The organism is Tabrizicola sp. (genome assembly GCF_030373185.1).
GTDB lineage: Bacteria > Pseudomonadota > Alphaproteobacteria > Rhodobacterales > Rhodobacteraceae > Tabrizicola.
In genome coordinates this window covers 780,900-807,282 of the sequence record NZ_JAUCZH010000001.1, presented here as the reverse complement: position 1 = coordinate 807,282, position 26,383 = coordinate 780,900, and the positions used below count along the sequence as shown (strand labels likewise).

The 26,383-nt window shown below is 63.2% G+C and carries 23 protein-coding genes; 12 read left to right on the top strand and 11 right to left on the bottom strand.

Going from position 1 to position 26,383, the window contains the following annotated elements; genetic code table 11:
* The first annotated feature begins 5 nt into the window (after window positions 1-5).
* Both QUV21_RS03875 and QUV21_RS03870 read left to right on the top strand, forming a co-directional pair.
* Window positions 6-893 (top strand): choline/ethanolamine kinase family protein, encoded by an 888-nt coding sequence (locus tag QUV21_RS03875; RefSeq protein WP_300853239.1) that lies wholly within the window; start codon window positions 6-8, stop codon window positions 891-893.
* A complete protein-coding gene (locus QUV21_RS03870) occupies window positions 890-3,316 on the top strand; it encodes an FAD-dependent oxidoreductase (RefSeq protein WP_300853238.1) in 2,427 nt (808 codons plus the stop codon). The genes QUV21_RS03875 and QUV21_RS03870 overlap by 4 nt, the downstream gene beginning before the upstream one ends.
* A gap of 54 nt (window positions 3,317-3,370) precedes the next feature.
* On the opposite strand, the gene QUV21_RS03865 is transcribed toward QUV21_RS03870, so the two are convergent.
* Window positions 3,371-4,765 carry a short-chain fatty acyl-CoA regulator family protein gene (locus tag QUV21_RS03865; protein ID WP_300853236.1) on the bottom strand — a complete coding sequence of 465 codons (1,395 nt, stop codon included), beginning with the start codon at window positions 4,763-4,765 and terminating at the stop codon, window positions 3,371-3,373.
* 145 nt (window positions 4,766-4,910) lie between these two features.
* Between QUV21_RS03865 and QUV21_RS03860 the strand changes: the two genes are divergently transcribed.
* From QUV21_RS03860 to sucD, 4 genes are read left to right on the top strand one after another with little or no spacing between them, the layout of a single operon-like run.
* Window positions 4,911-6,125: an aminotransferase class V-fold PLP-dependent enzyme gene (locus QUV21_RS03860; RefSeq protein ID WP_300853235.1), complete on the top strand. Its 1,215-nt coding sequence runs from the start codon at window positions 4,911-4,913 to the stop codon at window positions 6,123-6,125.
* 16 nt (window positions 6,126-6,141) lie between these two features.
* Window positions 6,142-7,080 carry a CoA ester lyase gene (locus QUV21_RS03855; protein WP_300853234.1) on the top strand — a complete coding sequence of 313 codons (939 nt, stop codon included), beginning with the start codon at window positions 6,142-6,144 and terminating at the stop codon, window positions 7,078-7,080.
* A 54-nt stretch (window positions 7,081-7,134) separates the two neighbouring features.
* Window positions 7,135-8,307 (top strand): malate--CoA ligase subunit beta, encoded by a 1,173-nt coding sequence (locus QUV21_RS03850; protein ID WP_300853233.1) that lies wholly within the window; start codon window positions 7,135-7,137, stop codon window positions 8,305-8,307.
* A gap of 10 nt (window positions 8,308-8,317) precedes the next feature.
* Complete coding sequence (gene sucD, locus QUV21_RS03845; RefSeq protein WP_300853232.1) at window positions 8,318-9,214, top strand: succinate--CoA ligase subunit alpha; 897 nt, start codon at window positions 8,318-8,320, stop codon at window positions 9,212-9,214.
* On the opposite strand, the gene rsmA is transcribed toward sucD, so the two are convergent.
* The 6 genes from rsmA to lptF all read right to left on the bottom strand — a co-directional run bounded on the left by rsmA (window position 9,202) and on the right by lptF (window position 16,692).
* Window positions 9,202-10,041, bottom strand: coding sequence for a 16S rRNA (adenine(1518)-N(6)/adenine(1519)-N(6))-dimethyltransferase RsmA (gene rsmA / locus QUV21_RS03840; protein ID WP_300853231.1), 840 nt, complete (start codon window positions 10,039-10,041; stop codon window positions 9,202-9,204). The two genes, sucD and rsmA, sit on opposite strands and share 13 nt — an antisense overlap.
* 63 nt (window positions 10,042-10,104) lie before the next feature.
* Window positions 10,105-11,055 (bottom strand): 4-hydroxythreonine-4-phosphate dehydrogenase PdxA, encoded by a 951-nt coding sequence (gene pdxA / locus QUV21_RS03835; protein WP_300853230.1) that lies wholly within the window; start codon window positions 11,053-11,055, stop codon window positions 10,105-10,107.
* The gene (locus QUV21_RS03830; RefSeq protein ID WP_300853228.1) at window positions 11,052-12,263 is read right to left on the bottom strand and encodes a peptidylprolyl isomerase; all 1,212 of its coding nucleotides are present in this window, start codon (window positions 12,261-12,263) and stop codon (window positions 11,052-11,054) included. The genes pdxA and QUV21_RS03830 overlap by 4 nt, the downstream gene beginning before the upstream one ends.
* A 63-nt stretch (window positions 12,264-12,326) precedes the next feature.
* Window positions 12,327-14,465, bottom strand: a complete 2,139-nt coding sequence (gene lptD / locus QUV21_RS03825; RefSeq protein WP_300853227.1) for an LPS assembly protein LptD — start codon at window positions 14,463-14,465, stop codon at window positions 12,327-12,329.
* Window positions 14,465-15,562: an LPS export ABC transporter permease LptG gene (gene lptG / locus QUV21_RS03820; RefSeq protein WP_300853225.1), complete on the bottom strand. Its 1,098-nt coding sequence runs from the start codon at window positions 15,560-15,562 to the stop codon at window positions 14,465-14,467. The genes lptD and lptG overlap by 1 nt, the downstream gene beginning before the upstream one ends.
* Window positions 15,559-16,692, bottom strand: a complete 1,134-nt coding sequence (gene lptF, locus QUV21_RS03815) for an LPS export ABC transporter permease LptF (protein WP_300853224.1) — start codon at window positions 16,690-16,692, stop codon at window positions 15,559-15,561. Before lptF ends, lptG begins: the two co-directional genes overlap by 4 nt.
* A 154-nt stretch (window positions 16,693-16,846) precedes the next feature.
* Here lptF and QUV21_RS03810 point away from each other — a divergent pair, with 154 nt between their 5' ends.
* Window positions 16,847-18,319, top strand: coding sequence for a leucyl aminopeptidase (locus tag QUV21_RS03810; protein WP_300853222.1), 1,473 nt, complete (start codon window positions 16,847-16,849; stop codon window positions 18,317-18,319).
* Window positions 18,320-18,340: 21 nt separating this feature from the next.
* Window positions 18,341-18,808 (top strand): DNA polymerase III subunit chi, encoded by a 468-nt coding sequence (locus QUV21_RS03805; RefSeq protein ID WP_300853221.1) that lies wholly within the window; start codon window positions 18,341-18,343, stop codon window positions 18,806-18,808.
* Between the two features lie 34 nt (window positions 18,809-18,842).
* Here the strand turns inward: QUV21_RS03805 and QUV21_RS03800 are convergent, their stop codons facing one another.
* The 3 genes from QUV21_RS03800 to QUV21_RS03790 all read right to left on the bottom strand — a co-directional run bounded on the left by QUV21_RS03800 (window position 18,843) and on the right by QUV21_RS03790 (window position 22,142).
* Window positions 18,843-19,418 (bottom strand): TIGR02281 family clan AA aspartic protease, encoded by a 576-nt coding sequence (locus tag QUV21_RS03800; RefSeq protein ID WP_300853219.1) that lies wholly within the window; start codon window positions 19,416-19,418, stop codon window positions 18,843-18,845.
* 53 nt (window positions 19,419-19,471) lie between these two features.
* The gene (locus QUV21_RS03795; protein ID WP_300853218.1) at window positions 19,472-20,092 is read right to left on the bottom strand and encodes a MarC family protein; all 621 of its coding nucleotides are present in this window, start codon (window positions 20,090-20,092) and stop codon (window positions 19,472-19,474) included.
* 199 nt (window positions 20,093-20,291) lie between these two features.
* The gene (locus QUV21_RS03790) at window positions 20,292-22,142 is read right to left on the bottom strand and encodes an ABC-F family ATP-binding cassette domain-containing protein (protein WP_300853217.1); all 1,851 of its coding nucleotides are present in this window, start codon (window positions 22,140-22,142) and stop codon (window positions 20,292-20,294) included.
* A 125-nt stretch (window positions 22,143-22,267) separates the two neighbouring features.
* Here QUV21_RS03790 and ndk point away from each other — a divergent pair, with 125 nt between their 5' ends.
* The 4 genes from ndk (at window position 22,268) to QUV21_RS03770 (ending at window position 25,196) form a co-directional block, all read left to right on the top strand.
* Complete coding sequence (gene ndk / locus QUV21_RS03785; protein WP_300853215.1) at window positions 22,268-22,690, top strand: nucleoside-diphosphate kinase; 423 nt, start codon at window positions 22,268-22,270, stop codon at window positions 22,688-22,690.
* A gap of 186 nt (window positions 22,691-22,876) precedes the next feature.
* Window positions 22,877-23,569 carry a ribulose-phosphate 3-epimerase gene (gene rpe, locus QUV21_RS03780; RefSeq protein ID WP_300853214.1) on the top strand — a complete coding sequence of 231 codons (693 nt, stop codon included), beginning with the start codon at window positions 22,877-22,879 and terminating at the stop codon, window positions 23,567-23,569.
* Window positions 23,562-24,230, top strand: a complete 669-nt coding sequence (gene gph / locus QUV21_RS03775; protein WP_300853213.1) for a phosphoglycolate phosphatase — start codon at window positions 23,562-23,564, stop codon at window positions 24,228-24,230. The genes rpe and gph overlap by 8 nt, the downstream gene beginning before the upstream one ends.
* A gap of 180 nt (window positions 24,231-24,410) precedes the next feature.
* Window positions 24,411-25,196 (top strand): LuxR family transcriptional regulator, encoded by a 786-nt coding sequence (locus tag QUV21_RS03770; RefSeq protein ID WP_300853212.1) that lies wholly within the window; start codon window positions 24,411-24,413, stop codon window positions 25,194-25,196.
* Window positions 25,197-25,465: 269 nt separating this feature from the next.
* Here the strand turns inward: QUV21_RS03770 and tsf are convergent, their stop codons facing one another.
* A complete protein-coding gene (tsf, locus tag QUV21_RS03765) occupies window positions 25,466-26,374 on the bottom strand; it encodes a translation elongation factor Ts (RefSeq protein WP_300853210.1) in 909 nt (302 codons plus the stop codon).
* Window positions 26,375-26,383: the final 9 nt, after the last annotated feature.

Below are 26,383 nucleotides of genomic sequence, written 5' to 3'. Positions count from 1 at the left end.
CCGAAATGAGTGTCTTGCAGGATCCTCTGGCCCGCGCGCTGTCTCTGCCGATCTGGTCGGGGCAGGCGACGGCCGTGGCCCTAGGTGGGGGCATCACCAACCTCAATGTGTTGGTCACCGATGCCAAGCGCCGGGCGGTGGTGCGGATTGGCGACGACATTCCGGTTCACCAGATCATGCGCTTCAATGAACTGGCGGCCAGCTGCGCCGCCCATGCCGCCGGTGTTTCGCCTGCCGTGATCCACCACGAACCCGGCGCACTTGTGATCGACTTTGTCGAAGGCCGCACGATGACTGCCGAAGACCTGCGCCAGCAGGATCTGCTGGAACAGGCTTTGGCCATTGTGATGCATGCCCACCGCGACATTCCCCGACACCTGCGCGGCCCTGCACTGTGTTTTTGGGTGTTTCAGGTGCTGCGCGACTATGCCGCCACCCTGTCGGACGGGTCTTCGCGCCATCTGCCGCTTTTGCAGGGGTTGATGGACGAAGCCGCCATGCTTGAATCCGCCGTTGGCCGCATTGAACTGGTCTTTGGCCACAACGATCTTTTGCCAGCCAATTTTCTGCATGACGGCCGCCGGATGTGGCTGATCGACTGGGATTATGCCGGGTGGAACTCGCCGCTATTCGACCTTGGCGGACTGGCGGCCAACAATGAGCTGGACGCCGCACAAGAAGGTTGGCTTTTGACCGCTTACTACGGCCAGCCGCCCGATGCAGACCTGTGGCGGCGCTTTCGCGCGATGAAGGCGGCCGCGGCCCTGCGTGAGGCGATGTGGTCCATGGTCCAGGAAATCCACTCTGGCCTTGATTTCGACTATGCCGCCTATACGGCCGATTACCTTGAAACCTACCGCGCCGCCCTGGCCGCCTTCAGGACATCCCAATGACCGACCTTCCCACCACCGCCCGTGCCGTCATCATCGGGGGCGGGATCGTCGGCTGTTCCGTGGCCTATCACCTTGGCAAGCTCGGCTGGAGCGATACCGTGCTTCTGGAGCGCAAGAAGCTTACCTCCGGCACCACCTTTCACGCGGCGGGGCTGGTCGGCCAGTTGCGCACCAGCGCCAACATCACCCAGCTTCTTGGCCATTCGGTCGCGCTTTACAAGACGCTGGAGGCGGAGACCGGGCTACAGACCGGCTGGAAGATGAACGGGGGGCTGCGCCTTGCCTGCAACGCCGAACGCTGGACCGAAGTGAAGCGCCAGGCCACCACGGCACATTCCTTCGGGCTTGAGATGCACCTGCTGACCCCGAAGGAAGCGCAGGATCTCTGGCCCCTGATGACGATCGACGATCTGGTGGGGGCCGCCTATCTGCCGACCGACGGGCAGGCCAACCCCTCGGACATCACCCAGTCGCTTGCCCGGGGCGCGCGGATGGCGGGGGTGAAGATCTTCGAGGATACGCCCGTCACCCGGATCATCGTCGAAGACGGCCGGATCCGGGGGGTAGAGACCCCCTTCGGCACCATCGAATGTGAAAAGGTGGTCTGTTGCGCTGGCCAGTGGACCCGCAGCCTTGCGGCGACTGTTGGCGTCAACGTCCCCCTCGTTTCGGTTGAACATCAATACATGGTCACCGAAAGGATCGAGGGGGTGACCCCGACCCTACCCACCCTGCGCGACCCGGATCGGCTGACCTACTGGAAGGAAGAGGTCGGCGGCCTTGTCTGGGGCGGGTATGAACCGAACCCGAAACCCTGGGCGCAAAACGGCATCCCGGAGGGCTTTCACTTCGAACTGCTCACCAGCGATTTCGACCACTATTCCCAGTTCATGGATGACGCCATCGCCCGCGTCCCGGCCCTTGCCAATGCCGGCGTCAAGCAGCTGATCAATGGGCCGGAAAGTTTCACGCCCGACGGGAACTTCATTCTGGGCGAGGCCCCGGAGCTGAGGAACTTCTTCGTCGGCGCCGGTTTCAACGCCTTCGGCATCGCATCCGGCGGCGGGGCCGGTATGGCGCTGGCCGAATGGGTCGCCACCGGGTCTGCGCCCTATGACCTCTGGCCGGTGGACATTCGCCGCTTCGGCCCGCCCCACAGGGTGACGGACTGGGTCCGCAGCCGCACGATGGAGGCCTATGCCAAGCACTACACGATCGCCTGGCCGGCCGAGGAAATGCGCTCTGCCCGACCCACCCGGCGCTCGCCGCTTTATGCGCAACTGAAAGCGGCGGGGGCCTGTTTCGGCGAAAAGCTGGGCTGGGAACGTCCGAACTGGTTCGCGGCTCCGGGGGAAGTGGCTGAAGACCACTATTCCTACCAGCGCCCCGGCTGGTTTGATGCCGTGGGCCGCGAACACAGGGCCGCACGCGAGGGTTGCGTCGTGATCGACCAGACCTCCTTCGCCAAATTCGCGCTCAAGGGGCCGGATGCGGCCAAGGCACTGAACTGGATCGCGGCGGGGAACGTGGACCGGGCTGTCGGCAGCCTGACCTACACCCAGATGCTGAACGAAAAGGGCGGCATCGAATGTGACCTGACCGTGGTCCGCCGCGCGGCGGATGAATTCTACATCGTCACGGGGACCGGGTTTGCCACACATGATTTCGACTGGATTTCCCGTAACTTGTGCGGGAATGTTCAACTCTTCGATGTGACCTCCGGGTCGGCCGTCCTTTCCGTCATGGGGCCACGCTCACGCGATATCCTGCAATCGCTTTGCCCTGATGACCTGTCCAATGCAGGCTTCCCCTTTGGCTCGGCCCGCACGATTTCCATCGCCGGCTGCGCGGTCCTTGCCCTGCGTGTGACTTACGTTGGCGAACTTGGCTGGGAACTGCACATGCCCACCGAAGTTGCCGTCACGGTCTACGAGGCCCTGATGGCAACCGGCCAGGTCACCAACGCCGGCTACCGGGCCATCGAGACGCTGCGGCTTGAAAAAGGCTACCGCGCCTGGGGCAGCGACATCGGCCCCGATCACACCCCGGTCGAGGCGGGCCTTGCCTGGGCCTGCAAGATGAAATCCGGCCTGCCGTTCCTTGGCCGCGAGGCCGTGGCCGTGCAACTGGCAAAGGGCGTGAAGAAGCGCCTCGCTACCTTCAGCGCCGCGCCCGAGGTGATCTTGCTTGGCCGAGAAACGATCTACCGAAACGGCGAACGCGTCGGATGGCTTTCATCCGGCGGATTTGGCCACACTGTCGGCAAGGCCATCGGCCTCGGCTACATCCGCCACCCGGAGGGCGTGACGGAAGACTTCATCCGCTCAGGCACTTACGAGTTGGAAGTCGCGTCTGAGCGCGTCCTTGCCCAGGTCCACCTTGCTCCGCTCTATGACCCGCAAAATACGCGAGTCAAAGCCTGATCTGCTCTTTTGAGAAATACTCCACGGGGGTGCAGGGGTGTGAACCCTCCGCTTCTAGCCGTCAAACCGCGTGGCCCCCCGGCGCTTCTCGTCAACCGGTTGGGTCAGAATGGTCGCCTGATGTGCGCGCTGATCGCAATTTGCGCGCGGGCAGACCCGGCAGTTGATCCCGATCGGGACCATCCGCGCGCCCGTCACGGAAAACGCCTCGGCATAGCCGATCTCGCCGGCATGCTCGATCATGCAGCCCATCGCCACCGCAAGCCGGTTGTCCTGCGCATGCCGGATCCAGGTTGGCCGGTCCACCGTTCGCGAGAATACGAAGTACTGAGATTTATCTGGCATTTCAACAAATTGCTGGACGATCTTCCCAGGAGTCCGAAAGCTGGTATGCACGTCCAGCCGCGGACAGGCGCCACCATATTCGGCCAGATGAAAATCGGTCGCATTGAACCGCTTGGTCACATTGCCGCCCTTGTCGATGCGCAGAAAGAAGAACGGCACCCCCTGCGCGCCTTCGCGTTGCAGAGTGGTGGCGCGGTGGCAGGCTTGCTCGAAGCTGACGCCAAAGCGGGTGGCGATATGGTCAAGGTCATATTTGGTGGCCCGCGCCTCGGCCAGAAACGCCGCATAGGGCATCAGAACGGCCGCAGCGAAGTAGTTTGCCAGTTCCACCCGCAGCCGCGCCACCCCGCGCGGATCGGCAAGGCCCGTCCTGTCGATCAGCCTGTCCAGAAGCGCGCGTTGTTCGAGAAGGCCGCACATATGGACCAGCTGGAACGTGCGGTTGGTATGGTCCAGCGCTTCGGACAAAAGAATCTCGCGGCGCGTTTCGTCATATTGGCGCAGCGTTCCGGGCAGATCCTCGACGCGCGCCAGTCTGACCGAAATGCCAAGCCCATCCTTCAGACGCCGCTTCAAGGCGACATAGATTTCATCCCGCTCGACCGGAGCCGGCCAGAAGGCTTCGGCCGCCTCTTCAAGATCGCGGAAATGGTTGCGGTGCCGGCGAAACACATTATGCACCGCGGCCTCGGGCGTGGCGTTGATCGCCCGCGCGTCGCCTTCGTTCAGCGACAACAGCTGGTCTGTCGCTGCCTGCCAACTGCGATGCAGCCGCAGGAAGGCCGCAGCGAGATCAGGCGCGTGTACAAGTGCGGCACGAAGTTGGGTCAGGTCCGGCCGCGCATCTGTGAAGATCGGATCTTGCAGCGCGGCCCGCAGGTCGGCCAACTGGCCTGAACCATCCTCTTCAGCAATCTCGCGCCAGTCGACTCCGTATGCCTCAAACAGTTTCAGCATCACGTAGACAGAGACTGAACGTTCGTTGTTTTCCAAGAGGTTGACATAGGAAGGGCTGATCCCGAGCGCCCGCGCCATGGCTCCTTGCGTTTCGCCACGCTCCATCCGCAAGCGACGCAGATGCGGGCCGATAAAGGTTTTCTGCATACCGTTGCACACCTCTTGGGGTTTGTGAGATTTACAATATTACATAAAATGGCACTTGTAAATTCTCGCATTTACAGCGCGACCCGCTTTGCTTTTGCACATCTCGGGAATGGTGACAGGAGATGGTCAACCAACGGAGGAAGCCATGACCAAAGCGATGCGCACCGGAATCAACCACCTTTTCATCCCCGGCCCGACGAATGTGCCGGAAGACGTGCGCATGGCGATGAATGTGGCGATGCAGGATCAGCGCGGGCCTGAATTCGGGGCGCTGACGCTGGGCATCCTGGCCGACCTCAAGCGCGTGTTTCGCACCACGTCCGGGGAGGTGATGCTGTTTCCTGGCTCTGGCACCGGTGCTTGGGAAGCTGCCATAACCAACACCCTCAACCCCGGTGACCGGGTTCTGATGGCCCGGCACGGCCAGTTTTCCACGCTCTGGGCCGAGATGGCGACGCGGCTTGGCCTTGTGGTCGATGTTATTGACGTGGCATGGGGGGCAGGGGCGCCGGTCAACGAATTCATGCGCAAGCTGGCCGCTGATCGCAAGGGCGAGATCAAGGCCGTCTTCGTCACCCATAACGAGACCGCAACCGGCGTGACCAGCGACATCGCCGCCGTCCGCCGCGCGCTGGACGATTGCTTCCATGACGCGCTGCTCTTTGTTGACGGCGTATCCTCGGTCGGCTCGATCGACTTTCGCATGGATGACTGGGGCGTCGATCTGGCAGTGACCGGCAGCCAGAAGGGGCTGATGTGTCCGGCGGGTCTTGGGATCCTTGCGGTGTCGCAAAAGGCGATGAAGGCTTCCGAAACCTCGACCATGCGCCGCGCCTATTTCGAGTTCCGCGACTTCCGGCAGACGGTTGAGACCGGCTATTTCCCCTATACCCCGCCGACGCAGATCCTCCACGGCCTCCGCCGCGCGCTGGACCGGATCAACGCCGAAGGCCTCGACAACGTCCTCGCCCGCCACACCCGCCTTGCCGAAGGCGTGCGCCGCGCTGTCGCCGCCTGGGGCCTTCAGTCCTGCGCCGAACACCCATCGCTTGCCTCGAACACCGTCACCGCGATCCGGGTGCCGGACGGGGTGGATGCGCGCGACGTGATCCGTATCGGGTATGAGCGTTACAACACCTCTTTCGGGTCGGGCCTTGCGCGGCTGGCAGGCAAGGTGTTCCGGATCGGCCATCTTGGCGATCTCAACGAAGGCATGTGCCTGACCGCCATCGCCGTCGCCGAAATGGCGCTGGTCGAGGCCGGGGCGGATATCGAATTCGGTTCGGGCGTTGCAGCCGCACAGGCTTGGTATGCCCAAGGGCGCACCGAGCAAGCCGCCCTTCGCATGGCCGCAGAATAGCAGGGAATACAACAAGATGAGCCACACACTTCATCCGCTGCGCATGCAGCGGCTCCAGCGGTCTGAACTCGCGGTGCCGGCCTCGAACCCCGGCATGATCGACAAGGCCGCCGACGGCCCCGCCGATTACGTCTTCCTCGATCTGGAAGACGCTGTCGCCCCCCCGGAAAAGGAACAGGCCCGCAAGAACTGCATCCAGGCGCTGAACGACATCGACTGGGCGGCCAAGGGCAAGACGGTTTCGGTCCGCATCAACGGCCTGGATACCCATTACATGTACCGCGACGTGGTCGATGTGATGGAACAGGCGGGCGACCGGGTGCATACCCTGCTGGTTCCCAAAGTCGGCGTCCGCGATGACCTCTACATGGTCGAGGCCATGGTCAACCAGATCGAACAGGCGCGCGGGTTGACCACCCGTGTCGGCCTTGAGGCGCTGATCGAAACCGCCCTCGGCATGGCGAACGTCGAAACCATCGCCCAGTTCGGTGGTCGGTTGGAGGCGCTGCACTTCGGCGTTGCCGACTATGCGGCCAGCATGCGCGCCCGCACCGTGAATATCGGCGGCCTCAACCCGATGTATCCCGGCGACCAGTGGCATGCCGCGATTTCCCGCATGGTCATCGCCTGCCGCGCCTACGGCCTTCGCGCCATCGACGGCCCCTTCGGCGATTTTTCGGACCCTGAGGGCTACAAGGACGGCGCCCGCCGCGCCGCTGCCTTGGGCTGCGAAGGCAAGTGGGCGATCCACCCCAGCCAGGTCGCCTTGGCCAATGAGGTCTTCAGCCCGACCGAGGCCGAAGTCACCAAGGCCCGCCGCATCATCGAGGAACTGAAACTGGCCGAAGCCCAAGGCAAGGGCGCCGCCAGCCTCGACGGCAAGATGATCGACGCGGCATCCGAAAAGATGGCGCGAAATCTGTTGGCCGTGGCTGACGCCATCGCCGCGCGCTGACAGGGCAGGGTGGGCAATACTGCTGACCTGTCATAAGGTTACGGGAGGAACCTCATGGACATCCACGAATATCAGGCCAAGGAAATCCTCGCCCGCTTCGGCGTGCCAGTCCCCAGGGGCGGCCTTGCCTACAGCCCCGAACAGGCCGGCTACCGCGCCCGCGAACTGGGTGGCGCGGCTTGGGTGGTCAAGGCCCAGATCCACTCTGGTGGCCGGGGTGCCGCTGGCGGGGTGAAACTCTGCCGCGATGAGCATGAGGTGACCAGCTTTGCCGCCACTCTTTTCGGCAAGCAATTGGTGACCAAGCAGACCGATGCCAATGGCAAGGGCGTCTACCGGCTTTGGGTCGAGGCGGCCAGTGACATCGCCCGCGAAATGTATCTGGGCTTCGTCCTTGATCGGAAATCCGAGCGCATCATGATCGTCGCCTCGGCCCATGGCGGGATGGAAATCGAGGATCTGGCGGAAACCGACCCCGATTCGCTTCGCCGCATGACCATCGATCCCGCCGTTGGCCTGTCCGAATTCCAGGCCCGCGAACTGGCCTTTCAGCTTGGCCTGAAAGGCGGCCAGATCGCCCAGATGGTGACGATCCTCAAGGCCTGCTACCGCGCTTACCGTGACCTTGACGCCGTGATGGTGGAGATCAACCCGCTGGTCGTTACCGGATCGGGTGATCTTGTGGCCCTTGATGCCAAGATGTCCTTTGATACCAACGCGCTATTCCGCCGTCCTCAAGTGGCCGAACTTCGTGACCGCAGCCAGGAAGACCCGCGCGAAAGCACCGCCGGGGACCATGGTCTGGCCTATGTCGGGCTTGATGGTGACATCGGTTGCATCATCAATGGCGCTGGCCTTGCGATGGCGACGATGGACATGATCAAGCTGGCCGGGGGCGAACCGGCCAACTTCCTCGACATCGGCGGCGGCGCCTCGCCCGAACGTGTCGTTCGCGCCTTCCGCACCGTGCTGGCCGACCCGAATGTTTCCGTGATCCTTGTCAACATCTTCGCCGGGATCAACCGCTGCGATTGGGTGGCCGAAGGGGTTGTGAAGGCATATCAAGAGGTTGGCCTGACCATCCCGGTCGTCGTCCGCCTTGCCGGCACCAATGTCGACGAGGGCAAGCGCATCATCGACACCTCGGGCCTGCCGCTGATCTCGGCTGACACCCTCGCCGAGGCCGCCGCCAAAGCTGTCGCCGCCCGTCCCGCAAAAGCAGCATAGGGAGAAACCAATGGCCATTCTCATCACCGAATCCACGCGCGTCATCGTGCAAGGCATGTCCGGCCGCATCGGGGCCTTCCATGCCGCCGACATGATCCGGCACGGCACGAATGTCGTTGGCGGCGTTACCCCGGGCCGGGGGGGAGAGTCCCACCTCGACCGTCCGCTGTTCAACACCGTCCGCGAGGCGGTAGAGGCGACAGGCGCCGAGGCCTCGCTTGTCTTCGTGCCCCCCCCCTTTGCCGCCGACGCGATCATGGAAGCCGCCGACGCCGGGATCAAGACCGCCGTCTGCGTCACCGACGGCATCCCGTCGCAGGACATGATGAAGGTCAAACGCTTCCTGAAGCGCTACCCCGAGGAGCGCAAGATGCGCCTGATCGGCCCGAATTGCGCCGGGATCATCAGTCCCGGAAAGGGTTTCATGGGCATCATGCCGCCCCATATCTACATGCCCGGACGGATAGGCATCGTCGGTCGCTCTGGCACTCTGGGCTATGAGGCGGCCAGTCAGATGATGACGCTTGGCATTGGGGTCTCGACATCAGTCGGAATTGGCGGTGATCCGATTAACGGCAGCAGTTTCAAGGACATCCTGGCCCTTTTTGAAGCGGACCCCGACACCGACGCCGTGATGATGATCGGCGAGATCGGTGGCCCGCAAGAGGCCGAAGCCGCCGCCTTCGCCCGCGATCACATGACCAAACCCGTGGTCGCCTATATCGCTGGCCTGAGCGCCCCGAAGGGCCGCAAGATGGGCCACGCCGGGGCGATCATTTCAGCATTCGGCGAATCTGCGCAGGAAAAGGTCGAGATCCTCGAGGCCGCGGGCATCACAGTTGCCCCGAACCCCTCGGCCATGGGCGAAACCATGGCCCGGGTTCTCAGCCACCGTCAGGCGGCCTGAACCGCCCGGGCCAGAGCGCAAAAATGTTCCAGACCAATCTCCTCGGCCCGCGCGGTCGGGGGGATGCCCACGCTTTCCAGCATCGCCTCGATCCCCGGTCCCATGCCCTTCAGGCTTGATCGCAACATCTTGCGCCGCTGGTTGAAGGCCATGGCAGTTACGCGCTGCAATACACCGAAATCGCAAGGGAATCGTGGGCAGGGCAGGGCGGTCAACTGCACCACTGCCGAATGGACCTTGGGTGCGGGCGTAAAGGCCTCGGGCGGCAGGGTCATCACGATCGCCACATTGCAGCGCCACTGCGCCAGAAGCGCCAACCGTCCAAAGTGATCCGTCCGGGGCTTGGCAACGATCCGCTCGGCCACTTCCTTTTGAAACATCAGAGTCAGGCTGGTCCAGTAGGGTGGCCAGGGGACCGACAGCCAGCGGATCAACAGTTCCGTCCCGACATTGTAGGGCAGGTTCGCCACCACTTTGATCGGGGGGGTCAAATAGGACAGAACGTCCACCTCCAGCGCATCGCCGATCATCACCTTCAGCCGCCCCGGCGCGCTGGCGGCAATTTCCTCCAGCGCCGGCAGACAGCGTGCGTCCTTTTCCACCGCCAGCACCCGCCGCGCGCCCTCGGCCAGAAGGCCGCGGGTCAACCCCCCTGGACCGGGGCCAACCTCCAGCACATCGCAGCCCGAAAGGTCGCCCGCCGAACGTGCAATCTTGGCGGTCAGGTTCAGGTCTAGCAGGAAATTCTGCCCAAGCTGCCGCTTGGCCACCAGATCATGCGCCCGGATCACCTCTCGCAGAGGCGGCAGCCCGTCTATCGTTCCCAATTCCGCCCCTTGCTCTTTTCTCAAATACTCCGGGGGTGCGGGGGCTGGCCCCCGCTCCCACAGCTACCGCCGCGCCGCCATGTCACGCGCCATCCGCAGCGCCGCAATCAGGCTCGTCGCATCCGCGATCCCGCGCCCCGCAATGTCATAGGCCGTGCCATGATCGGGCGAGGTGCGCACGAAGGGCAGGCCCAGCGTCACGTTGACCCCCCCGGCAAAGTCGATGGTCTTGATCGGGATCAGGGCCTGATCGTGATACATGCAGATCGCGGCATCATAGCCCGCCCGAGCGGCAGCATGAAACATGGTGTCCGCCGACATCGGCCCCCGGATCGCCATCCCCTCCGCGGCCAGACGTGCGACGAGGGGTCGGATCATCCGCTCGTCCTCCCAGCCCATCGCGCCGCCTTCGCCCGCATGCGGGTTCAGGCCCGCCACGGCCAGCCTTGGCACGTCAAGGCCGAAATCCCGGATCAGCGCAGCATGGGTGATGCGGATGGTGTCTTCCAGTAAAGACTCGGTCAGCGCGCCAGGCACATCGGTGATCGGGATATGGATCGTCACCGGCACCACCCGCAGTTCCGGGCAGGCCAGCATCATCACCACCCGGTCTACCCCGGCCAGATGGGCAAGAAACTCGGTATGACCGGGAAAGGCAAAGCCCGCGCCATCCTTCAGCGCTTTCTTGTGGATCGGCGCGGTGCAGATTGCCGACGCCTCGCCCGCCATGACCAGCGCAACCGCCCGTTCGATCACCGCAATGACACCCGCGGCATTGGCCGGGTCAGGCTGACCGGGCAGGGCGGTTGCAGAGAAGTCGTGGCAAAGCACCGGCAGGTCGGTTGCACCAAGCGCTTCGGCGCAAGATGAGACGGCCTGCCAACGCACACCCTGCGGCAGATGCCGCGGGTCGCCCAGCCAGACGAAACGCTCACCCGCTTCCCAGGCCTTTGCTGCAACCTCCGGCCCGATGCCGGATGGATCGCCGCAAGTCAGGACAACCGGTGCCGTCACGGCGTGCGGATGATGGCAGCCGATCGCAGTTCTTCCAGATAGCCTTCGGCCATGCCTTCAAGTTTCTGGTTGATCACCTGTTCACGCACTGCATCGCGGCTGATCGGTTCTTCCTGCGTCTGTTCCCGACCGCAAAGCATCAAAAAGCGCCGGAAGCCGCTGCGCGTCAGCGCGACAGAGGTTTCTCCCGGGTCCAGCCGGGCAAGTTCCAGCCCGACATCCCCCGGCACTTCGGCTGCGGATTGCTTTGTCACTGTCAGCCGGTCTTCGGGCAAACCCTCTGCCTGACCATAAAGATCGAGGCAGCGGTCAACCGAGGCCCGCAGCCGGGCGATTTCAGCCGCATCATCGGGAACCAGAAGCTCGGCCCATTCGACGGTGACGGAAATCGGTTCTGCGCTTTGGTCTTCGGCAACGTCGCGCAACTGGAGCAGCACGACAGCACCCGGCACCACGACCGGATCCGACACCTCGCCGGGGCCAAGCGCCAGCACCGCCGCACCGATGGCCGCTGGCAGGTTGGCCAAAGGCACCCAGTCCAGACGCCCGCCGTTCCCCGCCGTAGGAGCCGCCGAGTATTGCCGTACGGCGGAGGCGAAGGCACCTTCGCCGCTGATGGTTTGCGACAGCCGATCGGCCAGCGCCAACGCCTCTTGCTCGCCACCTTCAGGGGCGGGGATCACGAGTTCCGACACCAGAACCCGCAAAGCGCGGGGCCGGGCCGATGCTTCCAGCGCCCGGTCGATATCGTTTTCGTTCACCGGGACGCGACCGACAAAGCGCGCCCGAATGGCCTTGCGCCACAAAAGACCAGCTGACACGAAATCGCGGAATGTTTCGGCCGAGATGCCGACCTTCTGGAACTCATCAATCAGGCCTTCGGCATTCAGATTGGCACGCGCGGCGAACTCTTCCATGCCTTGCAGCACTTCCTGATCGGTCAGGCTCAACCCCAGACGTTTCGCCTCGGTCTGGCGCAGCCGGTCTTCGATCAGCGCCTTCAGCGCCTCGTCTTCCGGGTTGCCGGGGGCGCGCAGAACCTGAAGGAACATGGCCCGTTGCGCCACCTCGTATTCGGTGATCACCCGATTGTTCACATAGATCCGGGGCGCGAACAGATCTTGCGCCATGCCCGGCCCGATTGGCACCAAGGTGGCCAAAGCCACGCCACAAACCAGTGCCTGCCGTCTCAGAAAGGAAAATGCCATCGCCTCAGCCGCTCTTTCCTGCTTCCCGCGGGTCTTTGCCCGCCGCTTCCACCGCCCGACCCATCAATTTCGGCATGTCCGTGCCGGCCCACCGGTCACACCACTGCCAAACCCGACCAGATCGAGCGACAAAGAGAAATCCGTCGTGGGGGTCACACTAGTCGAGGACGTGAACCGACGCGAGAGGGAAACATCAAACCGCAGGCATTCGTTCAGGAACTCCACACCCAGCCCTGCAACGGTGCCACGGTCGGCAACAAAATCATAGCGGCCGGACAGTTTTCCCGTCCAGTTGCCGTCCAGCCGCCGACGTGCATCGAAAGTCAGTTCCTGCGTCGGGTCCGGCCGGTTCTCCAGCGGGTCTGCCACGGCATAGATCATGCTGGTTGCAAGCGCTGTCTTCGGGCCGTTCAGTGCCAGCCGTGCTTCGCCCTTGGTCAGGTTCAGATCATCGTCCAGCACCGCTCGGGCGGTCAGGGCGATCCCGCTTGCCAGATCGAAGTTCACCGCCGCCAACCAGTCGGACCGGCTTCCATCAAGGCCGGAGCCCGGGCCGAACTGGCCAAGGTCCGCCTCGCGGAATACCCGGCCCAACGTCACACCGACCGACCAGCCTTGCGGGTCATGTCGGGTCCAGCTGATGCCAAGATTGGCGCGGGGACCACGTTCCACGGCATCAGATCCCGGAAAACGGTCAAGTGCATAAAGGCTGCCCTCGTCAAATTCGACCAGAACCGAATCCTCGTTCGGCAGGCTTTCGGTGTCGGAGGACGACCAAATCAGCTGCACCACCGGTTCGATTACATGGGTGGCGCCGCCGGCGCCTGCCTTCAGCCATGGCCAGCGCAGTTCAACGCCAGCGCTGCCATGGGTGCGGGTGGTGTTGCCCTGATAGACCGCATCCTGCGAGATCGAATAGGCATCTGCCGTCGCTTCGCCCAGAAATGTGGCTTCGATTCCTGCCGGCAAAAGGAAGCTGCGCCGCCAGTCGATCCGCGCCGAAATCCGCCCAAGATCACGGCCATCGGCAATCCCGTCCAGGTCGGCATCAAGCGGATTGTCCGAGGTCCGGTAATGGTTATGGGTTTGCAGCCTCAGCCCGCCTTCACCGCCAAGCGGACCCAGCGAAAAGCGGCGGTGAAAGGTCAGATTGGCGATCAGCGACGGGATGGTCGTGTTGTCTTCGCTGTCGCGGAGGGTCTGAAAGCTGATGATCCGGGCCGAGATATGCTCATTGCGGCGCGTCCGGCTGGCTTCGATCCGGCTGTCCAGCCGGTCGACGTTGCCGATGCCGTAGTCAAGAAGATAGGCCGGGTCGGTGACTGTCTGCCCCTTGAACGTCAGGCCGAAGTTAAGCGGCAGGGTGAAGGCCGCATCGACGAAAAGATAGCCACGCGTCTTGCCCGGGATCAGGTCGTCGCGGGTGAGCGCGCCGTTCAACTCGACTGCTCCGGTGGCAAACGCCTGACGATACCGCAGTTCCACCGTCTGGCTGTTGCGCAGGGTCAGGTAGGGGGTCACGGTCAGGTCGGCCGACTTCCCCAAGGTGATGAAGTAGGGCAGTTTCAATCCGGTCCCAAGGTCCGAGGTTGTCCGCACGGATGGCATCAGAAACCCGGTCGCGCGGTCCAGGGTGGGGTCGGGCATCCGCAGGCGCGGAACGTAGAACACCGGCACTCCGCCAAGGCGGAACTGGGCATTGTCAAAGTAGATCTGGCGCTCCACCTCGTCATGCACCACGCGGCGTGCGCGGATTTCCCATAGCGGGGTCGGGTTGTCGGCGCAGACCTTGCAGGACGAAGCGGCTACGGTTTCCAGCGTGGTCCGCCGACCGGCAACCCGGGTGATCCGGTTTGCGGCAAGCTGCAACTGCCGGTTCAGCACCAACCGCGCGCTGGTCAGGATGCCTTCGCTCAGGTCAGCGGCAAGTTCGGCCTGTGACGCAAGGATCAGCACGTTGCCGCTTTCTTCGGTCAGCACGATCGGTCCGGTGATTTCCAGCCGGTCGGTGGCCTGATCATAGACAATGCGCGAGGCCTTCAAACGTCGGCCCTTGTAGAACACCTCGACATTGCCTTGGGCGATGAGGCGCGTGTCGCCGGTAATTTCCAGCCGGTCGGAAATCAGCGTGGCCTGATCCTGCGCAAGGGCTGGAAAGGCCAGTGCGAGGCAAAAGCCAATCAGGGCCAGAAGACGCAACATCAGCCGTCCTCCAGGTGAAGCAAGAGCCCAAGGGCCATCAAGGAGGCGGCGAGGGGGGGCGACCAGGCAGCCACAAGGATCGGGATCTGTCCCGTATCCCCCAGAGCCTGAGCGAAATTGCGCAGAAAGTAGATGCCAAACCCTGACAGCATTGCATAAACCACCATCCGCCCGGTTCCGCCGGACCGCACATGCCGCATTGTGAACCCCGCCGCCACCAGCACCATCGCCGCCATCAAGAGGGGCTGAGCCAGTTCCATCTGAAACCAGAGCTGGTAGGCGCGCGCCGAAAACCCGGCGCGTTCCAGATCGGCCACATAGCCCGGCAGATCCCAGAAGGCGATGGCGGACGGGGTGCCGAAACTGTCGCGGATCCGTTCTGCCGTCAGGTCCGAGGGCAGAGTGATCTTGCCCGCATCGGCAATTGCTGCAAGCTCCGGGTTTGGCTGGCGCAGATCCCAGCTTTTCGTGGAGGTAAGCTCCCAAGCCCCGGCAACCAGCCGCGCCGACTGCGCCTCGATCCGCGAGATGGGCAGTCCCTTGTCATCAAAGCCAAGGAAGGTGACGCCAAAAAGCTCGGTCCCGTCCAGATTTGATCTGGCGGCCTGAATGACCGTCTGGCCGTCCTCTGCCCCCTGGCGCAGCCACAGACCGGTGTCGGCCACCGAAAGCACCGATCCGCCACCCTGCGACAGGGCCGAGCGTTCCGCGTCATAGGCTTTGGACGTGGCAGCCACCAACGGGTTGAACAAGGCGATTGTCAGCAGCCCAAGCGCGACCGCTACTGCAAGAGGGGTCAGAAGAAAACGCAAGCCAGAACGCCCCGACGCCCGCACCACCACCAGTTCCGACGAGCGCGCGAGCCCAAGGAAGTTCGCAATCGCCCCCATGATCAGGATCAGCGGCAAAATCCGGTACAGCGTTTGTGGCACATTCAGCAGCGACAGCCGGGCCGCATCACCAAGCCCGACGCCCGCGCCGGAAAAGCGGCGCAACTGTTCGATCATGTCGACCAGCATCAGGATGGCGAAGAAGATCAGGAAAACCCGCCCCACGGTGCCAAGAAACCGCCGCGCAATGTAAAGGCTGAGCGTCATGCCGCCGCCTCCGGCCTGTCACGTTCTGTGCGCCGGTGTTTCGGCCGTTGCGCCTGCCACAGGATCAGGCCTGCCAGCGCAATCCCCAGAAGTGGGGCCAGATACACCAGTGGCCAGGCCCCCGCTGTCTGGATCGCAACGCTGCCACCCCAGGTCCAGACCAGTTGCACCCCGATGATCAGGCCAACTGCCAGACCCATCTGCCGCCAAAGCCCAAAGCGCGAGAATCCGCCCAGCATCAGCGCGGCAAAGCCGATCAGCGGCGCCGCAATCGCCATGAGCGGCGCGGCCAGACGGGAATGGCCCTCTTCAAGCATTTGCGCCGGGCTTGCGCCAATTTCGGCGCCCACGGTTTCATCAGCGGCCAAGAGGTCCGGGGTCGACAAGGCGTTCAGCCCCGCCCGGCCGCCACCGGTCACCGAGACCAGCCCTGCAAGATCCAGCGTGAAATCGGCAAAGCGGGTTATGGCCAACCGCCCGTCGGCGCGCGACAGCGTCTGGGTCGACCCATCCAGCATGACCAACTTGGGTGCAATCGCGCCCCGCACCAGAAAAGCCTTCCGTGCGGTGTGGGTCACCCGCTCGTTCTGGCCGCGCTCATCTGCCAGAAACAGGTCAACCAACTCTCCGTGCGGGGTGATGTCCCGGATGTAAAGCGTGATCCCTGCGGCCGGATGCATGAATTGCCCAGCATTCAGGAACCGCGCGGTGATGTTTTCCGAAATTTCGGCGCTGCGCGCGCTCAAGGCCCGCTGACTTGCAGGCACCAGAACATTGGTCAACACCAGTTGCATCACCATCACGACCAGCCCGAAATACAGCACCGGCCGTGCCAGCCGGAATGCCGAAAATCCGGTGGCCTGCATCACCACCAGCTCACTTTCCTGCATCAGGCGGTTCACGACATAGACGCTGGCCGCAAAGGCAGCCACGGGCAGAACCAGCCGGATCGCGTTCGGCAGCGTCAGGATGGTGAACTCCAGAAACACCAGCGCCGACTGGCCATCGCCGATCAGCTGGTCAAACAGGCCAACCGCCCGGTTCACCCAGTAGACTGCCACAAGCACCAGCGCAAAAAAGCCAAACAGCTGAAGCAGTTGCGACAGGAGATATCTGTCGAATCTAGACACGCGCGCCTCAGCCCCTACAAGATGTTGTCCGACCCTAACGGAATTCGCCAGCGGCGAAAACTCATATCTGGCCATTCCCGAAGCCTGACTGTAGCCTTCCGGCGAAGGCCCGCCCAGTGTGGGGTTCCCCCTCTTTTGCATAAAGATGCTGCTCATGTCCCAACCGCTTCCGATCCAGTTCCAGACCGTTGATCTTGAAACGCTGGCCGCTGCCACCGGCCGGATAGCCGTGCTGGCCGATTCTGGCAGCCCTCTCAGCCCGGCCCTGCGAAGGCTGGACCGGCTGACCAAGGGCGCGCTGGCCCGGGCGCTGGCGTCGGACGCGTTTGGCAAGCTGAAGCCGGGTGAGGGGATGGACCTTGCCTTCCCCGCCGGGCTTGCCGCCGATGCGCTGCAACTTCTGCATCTGCCAAAGCGCACCGACGTCGCAACCGCCCGCAAGGCCGGCGCCGCAATTGGCCGGGCGCATGGGGCTGGTGGCACGCTTGTGCTGGCCGAAGCCCATGCCCGCGCGGCCGACATCGCCTTTGGCCTTGCGCTGCGGGCCTATGATTTCAACGCCCACAGAAGCGGCGAAAGGCCCACCCCCGGCCCGGTGACGATGATGGTCGCGGACGCCGAGGCCGTGGCTCGCGCCGCAGCCCCGATGGCCGCCGTGGCCGAAGGCGTGTTCTTTACCCGCGATCTGGTGAATGAACCGGCCAACATCCTGACCACCCATGATTTCGCTGCCCGCCTTGCCGCGATGCAGGAACTCGGGCTGGAGGTCGAGATTCTGGAGGAAGACCAGCTGATGAAGCTGGGCATGCGCGCGCTTTTGGGTGTGGGGCAGGGGTCTGAAAGCCCCTCAAAGGTCGTGGTCATGCATTGGCACGGCGGGGCGAAGGGCGAAGCGCCTTTCGCGCTGGTCGGCAAGGGGGTGGTCTTTGATACCGGCGGGATATCGATCAAGCCGGCCGGCGGCATGGAAGACATGACGATGGACATGGGCGGCGCGGGCGTCGTGGCCGGGGTCATGCGCAGCCTTGCACTGCGCAAGGCCAAGGCCAATGTCGTGGGGCTGGTCGGCCTGGTGGAAAACATGCCCGACGGTCGTGCGCAGCGCCCCGGCGACGTGGTCCGCTCTATGAAGGGCGACACGATCGAGGTGATCAACACCGACGCCGAAGGCCGGCTCGTTCTGGCCGATGTGCTCTGGTATGCGCAGGAACGGTTCATGCCGACCGGCATGATCAACCTTGCCACCCTGACCGGCGCAATCATCGTGGCCTTGGGCCATGAAAACACCGGCGTCTTTTCCAACAACGATGACCTGTGCAACGCCTTCCTGAAGGCAGCGGCGGCGGAAGGCGAGGGCGCATGGCGGATGCCGATGGGCGAGGCGTATGACGCCAAGCTCAAATCCCGGGTGGCCGATATGGTCAATTCCTGCGGCCGTGACGCAGGCGCGGTGACGGCGGCACAATTTCTTGCCCGCTTCGTCAAGCCGGACATGCCTTGGTGCCACCTTGATATCGCCGGGACCGCGCTCTTGAAATCCGATTCCACGCTTGCGCCAAAGGGCGCGACGGGTTGGGGCGTGATGGCGCTGGACCGGTTGATTCGCGACCGGTTCGAAAAGGGCTGACCGGGAAACCGGGGGGCGGTCATGGGCGTCGTGATGTTCTACCATCTCACCCGGTCGGCCCCGGTCGACACCTTGGCGGTGAACCTGCCGCGCGCGCTGGATCAGGGCTGGCGGGTGCTGATCCGTGGCACTGCCGCCGCCGCCCTTGACCGGCTGGATGAAGAGTTGTGGCTGAAAGGCGGCGACGCAGGCTTCATTCCGCATGGCCGCGAAGGTGGGCCGCAGGATGTCGATCAGCCGGTTCTGATCGGGCAGGGGGCCGGGACGAATGGTGCCAAGGTGCTGGCGCTGGTTGACGGGGCAGCGGCCGAGGATGCCGAGATTGCTGCGATGGAGCGGGTCTGGGTCTTGTTCGACGGGCTGGACGAAGGCCGATTGCAGGCCGCCCGCGCCCAGTGGAAGGCGATGACTGGGGCCGGTCATGCCGCGCAATACTGGTCGGAAGACAGCGGTCGCTGGGAGAAGAAAGCCGAAAGCGTCGCGGGCTGAGCTTCTTCGGTTTCCCGGTTCCGCCGAAGGCGACCTACTGGCGCAAGATCAGCCGCCCGCCGGCAAATTCCATGCGGAACTGGCCGAGATAATCCATCCCTAGCAGGGAACCCGGCATGTCACCCTCGGTCACGAAGGCCCTGAAATCGCGGTTCTGAAACGGGCCAAGCTCTACCACTGGCAGCGTCACCCGCGCGGTTCTGACCACTCCGTTCGCGGTGCGCGCTTCGCCCAGAAACATCAGGCTGGCCGGGTCGATCCCAAGCCGGGCGGCATCGTCATCGCCCAGCACCATCCCGGTCGCCCCGGTATCGACCATGAACCTGATCGGTGTGCCGTTGATCATCAGCGTCAGGTAGTAATGCCCGTCCTGCGCGCGCGGCACCTCGACCGTTCCGGCCTCGCTGACCATCTGCTGCGGCATCACATCCTGCCGGATGTCGGACCAGAGCCCATAGCCCGCCATCACGCCGATGAAGATCAGGCCCCACGCCATCCCCATCCGCAGCGCCTGACCCATGCGCTGGCGAAACTCGACCATCACCCAGCCGCCGAGGGCGACAAGGATGATGCCAAGATAGGCAATGCGTGCGAAGGAGTCCGCGTCCATGAACATCTCCGGTGTTTTCACCGATATGGGGGCTGGACCCCGCCAGCGAAAGATCAGCCGATCAATCCCGTGCCTCTTATGCCGTCAATCACGAACTGCACCGACAGCGCCGCCAGAAGCATGCCCAGAAGCCGGGTGATGACGATCGTTCCGGTCCGGCCCAGCATCCGTTCCAAAGGTGGTGAGGCGAGAAGGAAGCCGTAGGTCACCACCATCATGGCCAGCATCAGGCCAAGGACGGCCAGCGTTCCGGGCCAACCGGGGCCGGCCTGGCCGACCAGAAGGATCATCGTTGCAATCGCGCCCGGCCCGGCGATGAGGGGGATGGCAAGGGGAAAGACCGACGGGTCATGGTCGGGGTCGGCTTGCTGGCCTTCACGCCGCTGGGTGCGGCGTTCAAAGAGCATGTCGAGCGCGGTCAGAAACAACAGGATCCCGCCCGCGATGCGGAAGGCGGGCATGGAAATGCCGATGAACCCAAGGATTGCTTCGCCTGCAAGGCCGAAGAGCAGCAAGAGGACCGCCGCAATGATACATGCCCGCCGCGCCATTGCCCGGCGCTGGTCTGGCGTCATGCCCCTGGTCAGCGCAATGAACAGCGGCACAAGGCCCGGCGGGTCGATCACCACGAACAATGTAGCGAAGGCGGTGATCAGGAAGGCAATTTCCGGCATCTGGTCCTCGGGCTTGGGGGCAGGGTAGCGCGGTGAGCCTTGGTTTGGAAAGCTGAAACCTGCGGGACCGGAAGGCCAGCCCCCCGGAACCCCCCGAGATATCTGGAGACAGAAAATGCCGGTCAGTCAGGAGAGGCGTGCAAGCGCGCCCGGCTTTTGCGATCAAGGGGCAGGGTCTGACAGAAAGCGGGTTTGGCCGCTAAGCATTCACGGATTCGAGCTTTTCCTGTGCGGCCAGCCACATCGCCTCGGCCCGGTCCAGCGCGCCCATCACCTCGGCGTATTTGGCGTTCCAGGTGACCAGTTCACCCTTGCGCGCGTCTTCGTAAAGCGCGGGGTCGGCGAGTTTGGTGGCCAGCTTGTCGCGCATGTCATTCAGTTTCGCCAGCCGGTCCTCGCATTTGCGCACCTCTGACTTCAGGGACTGAACTTCGTCTCGGCTGGCTTTCCTTGGCTTTTCAACGGGTTTCGGCGCGGCCTTCACATCTTCTTCCCCGGCCAAAAGCTGGCGGCGGTAAGCCTCCAGATCTTCGGTATAGGGGATAACTGCGCCGCCTTTGACCAACCAGAGGCGGTCCGCCACAAGGCTGAGCAGGTGCATGTCGTGGGACACAAGGATCACCGCGCCGGAATACGCGGTCAGCGCCTCGACCAAGGCTTCGCGGGATTCGATGTCAAGGTGGTTGGTCGGTTCGTCAAGGATCAGAAGGTGCGGTGCGTCGATGGTGGCCAGCAGCAGCGACAGCCGCGCCTTCTGGCCACCGGACAAACGACCCACCACGGTATCGGCCTGATCGGCCATCAGGCCAAAGCCCGCCAACCGCGCCCTGAGGCGGGCCTGCATTTCGGTGGGGCGAAGGCGCTGAATATGCTGAAGCGGGGTTTCGTCGATGTGCAGCTCATCGACCTGATGCTGGGCGAAATAGCCGATGCGCAGCTTGGAAGACCGGGCCAGCTTGCCTTCGCAGGCTTGAAGTTTGCCTGCCAACAGTTTGGAAAGCGTGGATTTGCCTTCGCCATTGCGGCCAAGAAGGGCGATCCGGTCGTCCTGGTCGATCCGCAGGTTCAGCTTGCGCAGGATCGGCGGGCCGCCATAGCCCACGGCCGCGCCATCAAGGTTGATGATCGGGGGTGACAGTTCTTCAGGTTCGGGGAAGGTGAAGACGACCTTCTTGGCCTCTTCCGGGGCGGTGATCGGGGTCAGCTTTTCCAGCATCTTGACGCGGGACTGTGCCTGAACGGCCTTTGATGCCTTGGCCTTGAACCGGTCAACGAAGCTTTGCAGATGGGCGCGGCGGGCGTCGACCTTCTTCGCCTCGGCCGTCAGGACGGCGCGGCGTTCGGCCATCTGGCGCGCGAACTGGTCATAGGGGCCGGTCCAGTAGGTCAGCTTTTTTGCGTCCAGATGCAGAATGCCCTGCACGGCACGGTTCAGAAGGCCGCGGTCATGGCTGATGATCAGGACGGTATGGGGGTATTTCTGAAGATAGGCCTCAAGCCAGAGCGCGCCTTCAAGGTCAAGGTAGTTGGTCGGCTCGTCCAGAAGCAAATAGTCAGGCTGAGCAAACAGCACCCCGGCCAGCGCCACGCGCATCCGCCAGCCACCCGAAAAGGCCGAACAGGGCATCAGCTGCTGGGCCGCGTCAAAACCCAATCCTTTCAGGATGTTGGAGGCGCGGCCTTCCGCTGACCATGCATCAATATCGGCAAGGCGTGACTGGATATCGGCAATGCGGTGCGGGTCGGTGGCGGTTTCTGCCTCGGCCAGAAGACCGGCGCGTTCGGTATCGGCGGCCAGCACCGTGTCAATCAGCGAGGTTTCAGACGACGGCACTTCTTGCGCCACGCCGCCGATCTTGGCGCGCTGGGGCAGGGTGATCGTGCCACCCTCCAGCGCCAGCTCGCCGCGGATCAGGCGGAAAAGCGTGGTCTTGCCCGCGCCATTGCGCCCCACGATACCAACCTTGTGGCCGGTGGGAATGGTGGCCGAGGCCCCTTCGAACAAAGGGCGGCCTTCGACGGAATAGGTGATGTCTTCTATTTTCAGCATGGCCGCTGCCTGCCTGATACCGCGCGCGGCGTCAATGCCGCGACGTCTTTTCATCAGGGGCAGGGCATGATAGCTGCGCCGCGTCCCATTCCGGCATGCAAGTGCCACAACCTACGGAGAGCCCCATGGCCACTGAACGCACCCTGTCGATCATCAAACCCGATGCCACCAAGCGCAACCTGACCGGCAAGATCGTTGCCAAGTTCGAAGAGGCTGGCCTGCGCGTCGTCGCCTCCAAGCGCATCCACCTGACGCCCGCGCAAGCCGGTGAGTTCTATGCCGAGCACAAGGAGCGTGGCTTTTACGGCGAGTTGGTGGCCTACATGGCCTCCGAGCCGGTGGTGGTGCAGGTCCTGGAAGGCGAAGGCGCTATCCTGAAGAACCGTGAAGTGATGGGTGCAACCGATCCGGCTGCCGCCGCAGACGGCACGATCCGCAAGGAATTTGCGCTGTCCAAGGGCGAAAACTCGGTCCACGGTTCGGATTCGGAAGCTGCCGCCGCGCGGGAGATCTCGTTCTTCTTCTCGGGCCTTGAACTGGTCGGCTGATCTCGGTCGAAAAGAATGCAGGAAGGCCCGGTCGTTGTGCCGGGCCTTTTTCATTGCGGGTCGGCAGCCGGGGAGTGGGCTTTGCATGGATACGATTTTCGGATAATCAGTATTATGTCATACAAACGGGGCTGGAAAGGCTGCAATTGCCGGGATATGAGGCTTTTACAGCGAAAGGATGCCGTATTGCCCTTCAATCGTTCCATCAAGATTGCCCCCTCAATCCTTGCCGCCGATTTCGCGAATTTTGGCGCGGAATGCCGCGCGATTGAAGCCCAGGGCGCCGACTGGGTGCATGTCGATGTGATGGACGGCCACTTCGTGCCGAACCTGACGTTCGGCCCGGCGATGTGCGCCGCCTTGCGTCCCCATATCAAAGGCGTGATGGATGTGCATCTGATGATCGCCCCGGTCGACCCCTACCTTGAGGCCTTTGCCAGCGCTGGTGCCGATATCATCACCGCGCATGTCGAGGCTGGCCCGCACATTCACCGCACGCTGCAAGCCATTCGTGGGCTTGGAAAAAAGGCAGGTGTTGCCTTGAACCCCGGTACTCCGGTCGAGGCAGTTGCGGACCTTCTGGACATGGTTGACATGGTCTGCGTCATGACTGTCAACCCGGGCTTTGGCGGGCAGAGTTTCCTGTCTGGCCAGTTGGCAAAGATCGCGCGGCTGCGCAGCCTGATCGGGGATTGCCCCGTGCATATTGAAGTGGACGGCGGCGTTACGGTTGAAACGGCACCGCTGGTTGCCAAGGCCGGTGCCGATGCGCTGGTGGCCGGATCGGCGGTGTTCAAGGGCGGATCGGTAGCGGATCCTGGGGGATATGGGGTGAATATCCGGGCCATCCGCGCTGCGGCCGAGGCCGCCATTGGCTGAGCTTCCAGCCATCATTTTCGATCTGGACGGCACATTGATCGATTCGGCGCCAGATATCCATGCGACGGCAAATAAAGTGTTTTTGGGCAAGGGGTTACAACCCTTTCCTTTTGAGGTTGTCCGGGGATTCATCGGTAATGGCGTCGGCGTTCTGGTAAGCCGTCTCCTGCAATCACAGGGGCTGGATGGTGCTGGTCCATTGCAGGCCGAACTGGTGGCAAGCTTTGTGAAGTTGTACGAAGAAGCCTTTGATCTTACAGTTCTTTATCCTGGTGTTCTGGAGGCTCTGGAAGCCCTTGCCGCACAAGGGCATCCGATGGGTATTTGCACCAACAAGCCCGAGGCCCCTGCCCGCGCCGCCCTGCGGCATTTCGGGTTGGACCGTCACATGCGCATCCTGATCGGTGGCGACAGTCTGGCACAGCGCAAACCCGATCCGGCACCTCTTCAGGCCGCCATTGCGGCACTTGGGAATGGCCCGGCGCTTTTCGTGGGTGACAGTGAGGTTGACGCCGAAACGGCGCAAGCGGCGGGGATAGCTTTGGCGCTCTTCACCGAGGGCTACCGCAAGGCCCCGGTCGAAGTGCTTGGCGCGAAACTGGTTTTCAATGATTTCCGCGCCCTGCCCGGCCTTGTCTCTCATCTTTCGGTGCGTCTGTGATTGGCTCTCCCCGGCTGTTTTGCGACGACTGACGAGATCCTGAGCGATTTGCCTCTTGGCCGGGCAAAGCAGTCTCGACAGACAGGATTGCCGGTCCTATCACTCGCTGCACGGCAAGGGTGACCTTGCGGCAACGTGCTGCAACCTCTGGGGTCACATCCAGCTTGAAGGATGTAGATAATGACCGAATTGACGATCCTGCCACTTCTTAACCGTATTGCTGCTGCCTCCAGCATTGATGAGGCGTGGAAATTGGCCACTGGGTATTTTGGAGGCCTTGGTTTTCAACGGGCGAACTATGGTTTCACCCGGTTCCGGCATCTCAAGACCATTGGCGACCCGGATGATGCGCTGTTTCTGACCACCTGTGACGGCGACTATGTGAAGCGCTATTTTCTGGGCGGCTTTTACGCCAAGACGCTGGTCTTTCGTTGGGCTGAACGGTCTTCGGGCATCTGTACCTGGACCTGGGTCAAGGAGGCGTTCGAGGCGGGCCGTCTGACTGCCGAGGAAGCCGAGGCCGTGCGCCAGAATGCAGGCATGGGGGTAAGCGCTGGCATTTCGGTCAGCTTCCCCGAGGTGTCGTCGCGCTCGAAAGGGGCGCTTGGGCTTATTGCCGATCCCGGCATGACAAATGTCGAGGTTGATGCACTTTTTGCAAGGAAGCAGGCAGAGATCCTTGCCGTTGCCAACATGATGCATCTGGCCATTGTCCATCTGCCGCAACTGAGCCGACACCGTGCGCTGAGCCCGCGTCAGCGCGAGGCGCTGGAATGGGTGGCCGATGGCAAGACCACGCAGGATGTGGCCTTGCTCATGGGGGTATCGGCGGCGATGGTCGAAAAGCATCTGCGTCTGGCGCGCGAGGCGCTTGCGGTTGAAACCACGGCGCAGGCGGTAGCGAAGGGTGCGCTTCTCAACATGATCTTTCAGCGCGCGTCAGAGCCGGAACTTGCCACACTCTAGGGCGAGGTATGGATTACCCTACTCGCTTGACGGCGGGGAATCCGCCACGAAACGGAACTTGGTGCGGCAGTCATCTGCCATGTGTGGTGGTTCGGGGCCATTGCGGCCCAGCGTTCCCGGTCCTTGCAATGCGCGTGCTTATCCCCAAGGCTGGCGACAGGACAGATCGGCGCGGCTTTCCCCCGAGCCGCGCCGTTTTCTGCCTGGAAGCCCAACAGAAAAGGGCCGGAGCATTGCTGCACCGGCCCCCTGCATGAATTGCCGACAGTTCAGCCTTGAAGCGCCTTCGCAACTTCGGCGGCGAAGTCTTCCGACTTCTTCTCGATCCCTTCGCCCACGGCAACGCGCGCGTAGCCGGTGATTTCCACGCCGGCTTCCTTGGCCGCGGCTTCCACGGTCAGGTCGGGGTTGATCACGAAGGCCTGACCCATCAGCGTGTTTTCCGCAAGGAAACGCTTCATCCGGCCCGGGATGATGTTGTTGTGAATCACGGCATCGGGCTTCGGCTTGTCGGCGGCTGCGTTTTCTTCCAGCGCCTTGGCGGTCTGCACGGCCAGTTCACGCTCCAGCACGACCGGGTCAAGCGTGGCTTCCGACAGCGACAAGGGCGCCGTTGCGGCAATGTGCATCGCGAACTGCTTGCCGATGGCCTGCGCCTTGTCGGCGGGGCCTTTCAGCGCAACGAGGACGCCGATCTTGCCCATGCCTTCGGTTGCAGCGTTGTGGACGTAGGACACCACGGTGTCACCCTCCAGAACGTGCAGGCGGCGGAAAGTCATGTTTTCACCGATCCGGGCGATCGATTCCTGAATCACGTCTTCCACGGTCTTGCCGTTCAGCGCGGCGGCCTTGACCACCTCGACTTCATCGCCGGTGGTCAGCGCCACATTGGCGACATCGCGGACCAGCGCCTGAAAATCGGCGTTCTTGGCAACGAAGTCGGTTTCCGAGTTGATCTCGACCGCAACGCCGCGACCGTCCTTGACGGCAACCCCGATCAGGCCTTCGGCGGCCACACGGTCAGCTTTCTTGGCGGCTTTCGCCAGACCCTTGGTGCGCAGCCAGTCAACCGCGGCTTCCATGTCGCCATTGGCCTCGGTCAGCGCCTTCTTGACGTCCATCATGCCTGCGCCGGTGGCTTCGCGCAGTTCCTTCACCATCTGTGCGGTGATCGTCATGTTTTCCAC

Excerpts from the sequence above, each read along its gene's own strand:
- lptD (WP_300853227.1), bottom strand. The coding sequence starts at position 14,465 with ATGTTGCGTCTTCTGGCCCTGATTGGCTTTTGCCTCGCACTGGCCTTT.
- QUV21_RS03865 (WP_300853236.1), bottom strand. The coding sequence starts at position 4,765 with ATGCAGAAAACCTTTATCGGCCCGCATCTGCGTCGCTTGCGGATGGAG.
- QUV21_RS03805 (WP_300853221.1), top strand. The coding sequence starts at position 18,341 with ATGGGCGTCGTGATGTTCTACCATCTCACCCGGTCGGCCCCGGTCGAC.
- QUV21_RS03810 (WP_300853222.1), top strand. The coding sequence starts at position 16,847 with ATGTCCCAACCGCTTCCGATCCAGTTCCAGACCGTTGATCTTGAAACG.
- QUV21_RS03875 (WP_300853239.1), top strand. The coding sequence starts at position 6 with ATGAGTGTCTTGCAGGATCCTCTGGCCCGCGCGCTGTCTCTGCCGATC.
- QUV21_RS03870 (WP_300853238.1), top strand. The coding sequence starts at position 890 with ATGACCGACCTTCCCACCACCGCCCGTGCCGTCATCATCGGGGGCGGG.
- QUV21_RS03860 (WP_300853235.1), top strand. The coding sequence starts at position 4,911 with ATGACCAAAGCGATGCGCACCGGAATCAACCACCTTTTCATCCCCGGC.
- QUV21_RS03770 (WP_300853212.1), top strand. The coding sequence starts at position 24,411 with ATGACCGAATTGACGATCCTGCCACTTCTTAACCGTATTGCTGCTGCC.
- QUV21_RS03790 (WP_300853217.1), bottom strand. The coding sequence starts at position 22,142 with ATGCTGAAAATAGAAGACATCACCTATTCCGTCGAAGGCCGCCCTTTG.
- QUV21_RS03850 (WP_300853233.1), top strand. The coding sequence starts at position 7,135 with ATGGACATCCACGAATATCAGGCCAAGGAAATCCTCGCCCGCTTCGGC.
- QUV21_RS03795 (WP_300853218.1), bottom strand. The coding sequence starts at position 20,092 with ATGCCGGAAATTGCCTTCCTGATCACCGCCTTCGCTACATTGTTCGTG.
- sucD (WP_300853232.1), top strand. The coding sequence starts at position 8,318 with ATGGCCATTCTCATCACCGAATCCACGCGCGTCATCGTGCAAGGCATG.
- ndk (WP_300853215.1), top strand. The coding sequence starts at position 22,268 with ATGGCCACTGAACGCACCCTGTCGATCATCAAACCCGATGCCACCAAG.
- QUV21_RS03800 (WP_300853219.1), bottom strand. The coding sequence starts at position 19,418 with ATGGACGCGGACTCCTTCGCACGCATTGCCTATCTTGGCATCATCCTT.
- QUV21_RS03830 (WP_300853228.1), bottom strand. The coding sequence starts at position 12,263 with ATGGCATTTTCCTTTCTGAGACGGCAGGCACTGGTTTGTGGCGTGGCT.
- tsf (WP_300853210.1), bottom strand. The coding sequence starts at position 26,374 with ATGACGATCACCGCACAGATGGTGAAGGAACTGCGCGAAGCCACCGGC.
- QUV21_RS03855 (WP_300853234.1), top strand. The coding sequence starts at position 6,142 with ATGAGCCACACACTTCATCCGCTGCGCATGCAGCGGCTCCAGCGGTCT.
- lptG (WP_300853225.1), bottom strand. The coding sequence starts at position 15,562 with ATGACGCTCAGCCTTTACATTGCGCGGCGGTTTCTTGGCACCGTGGGG.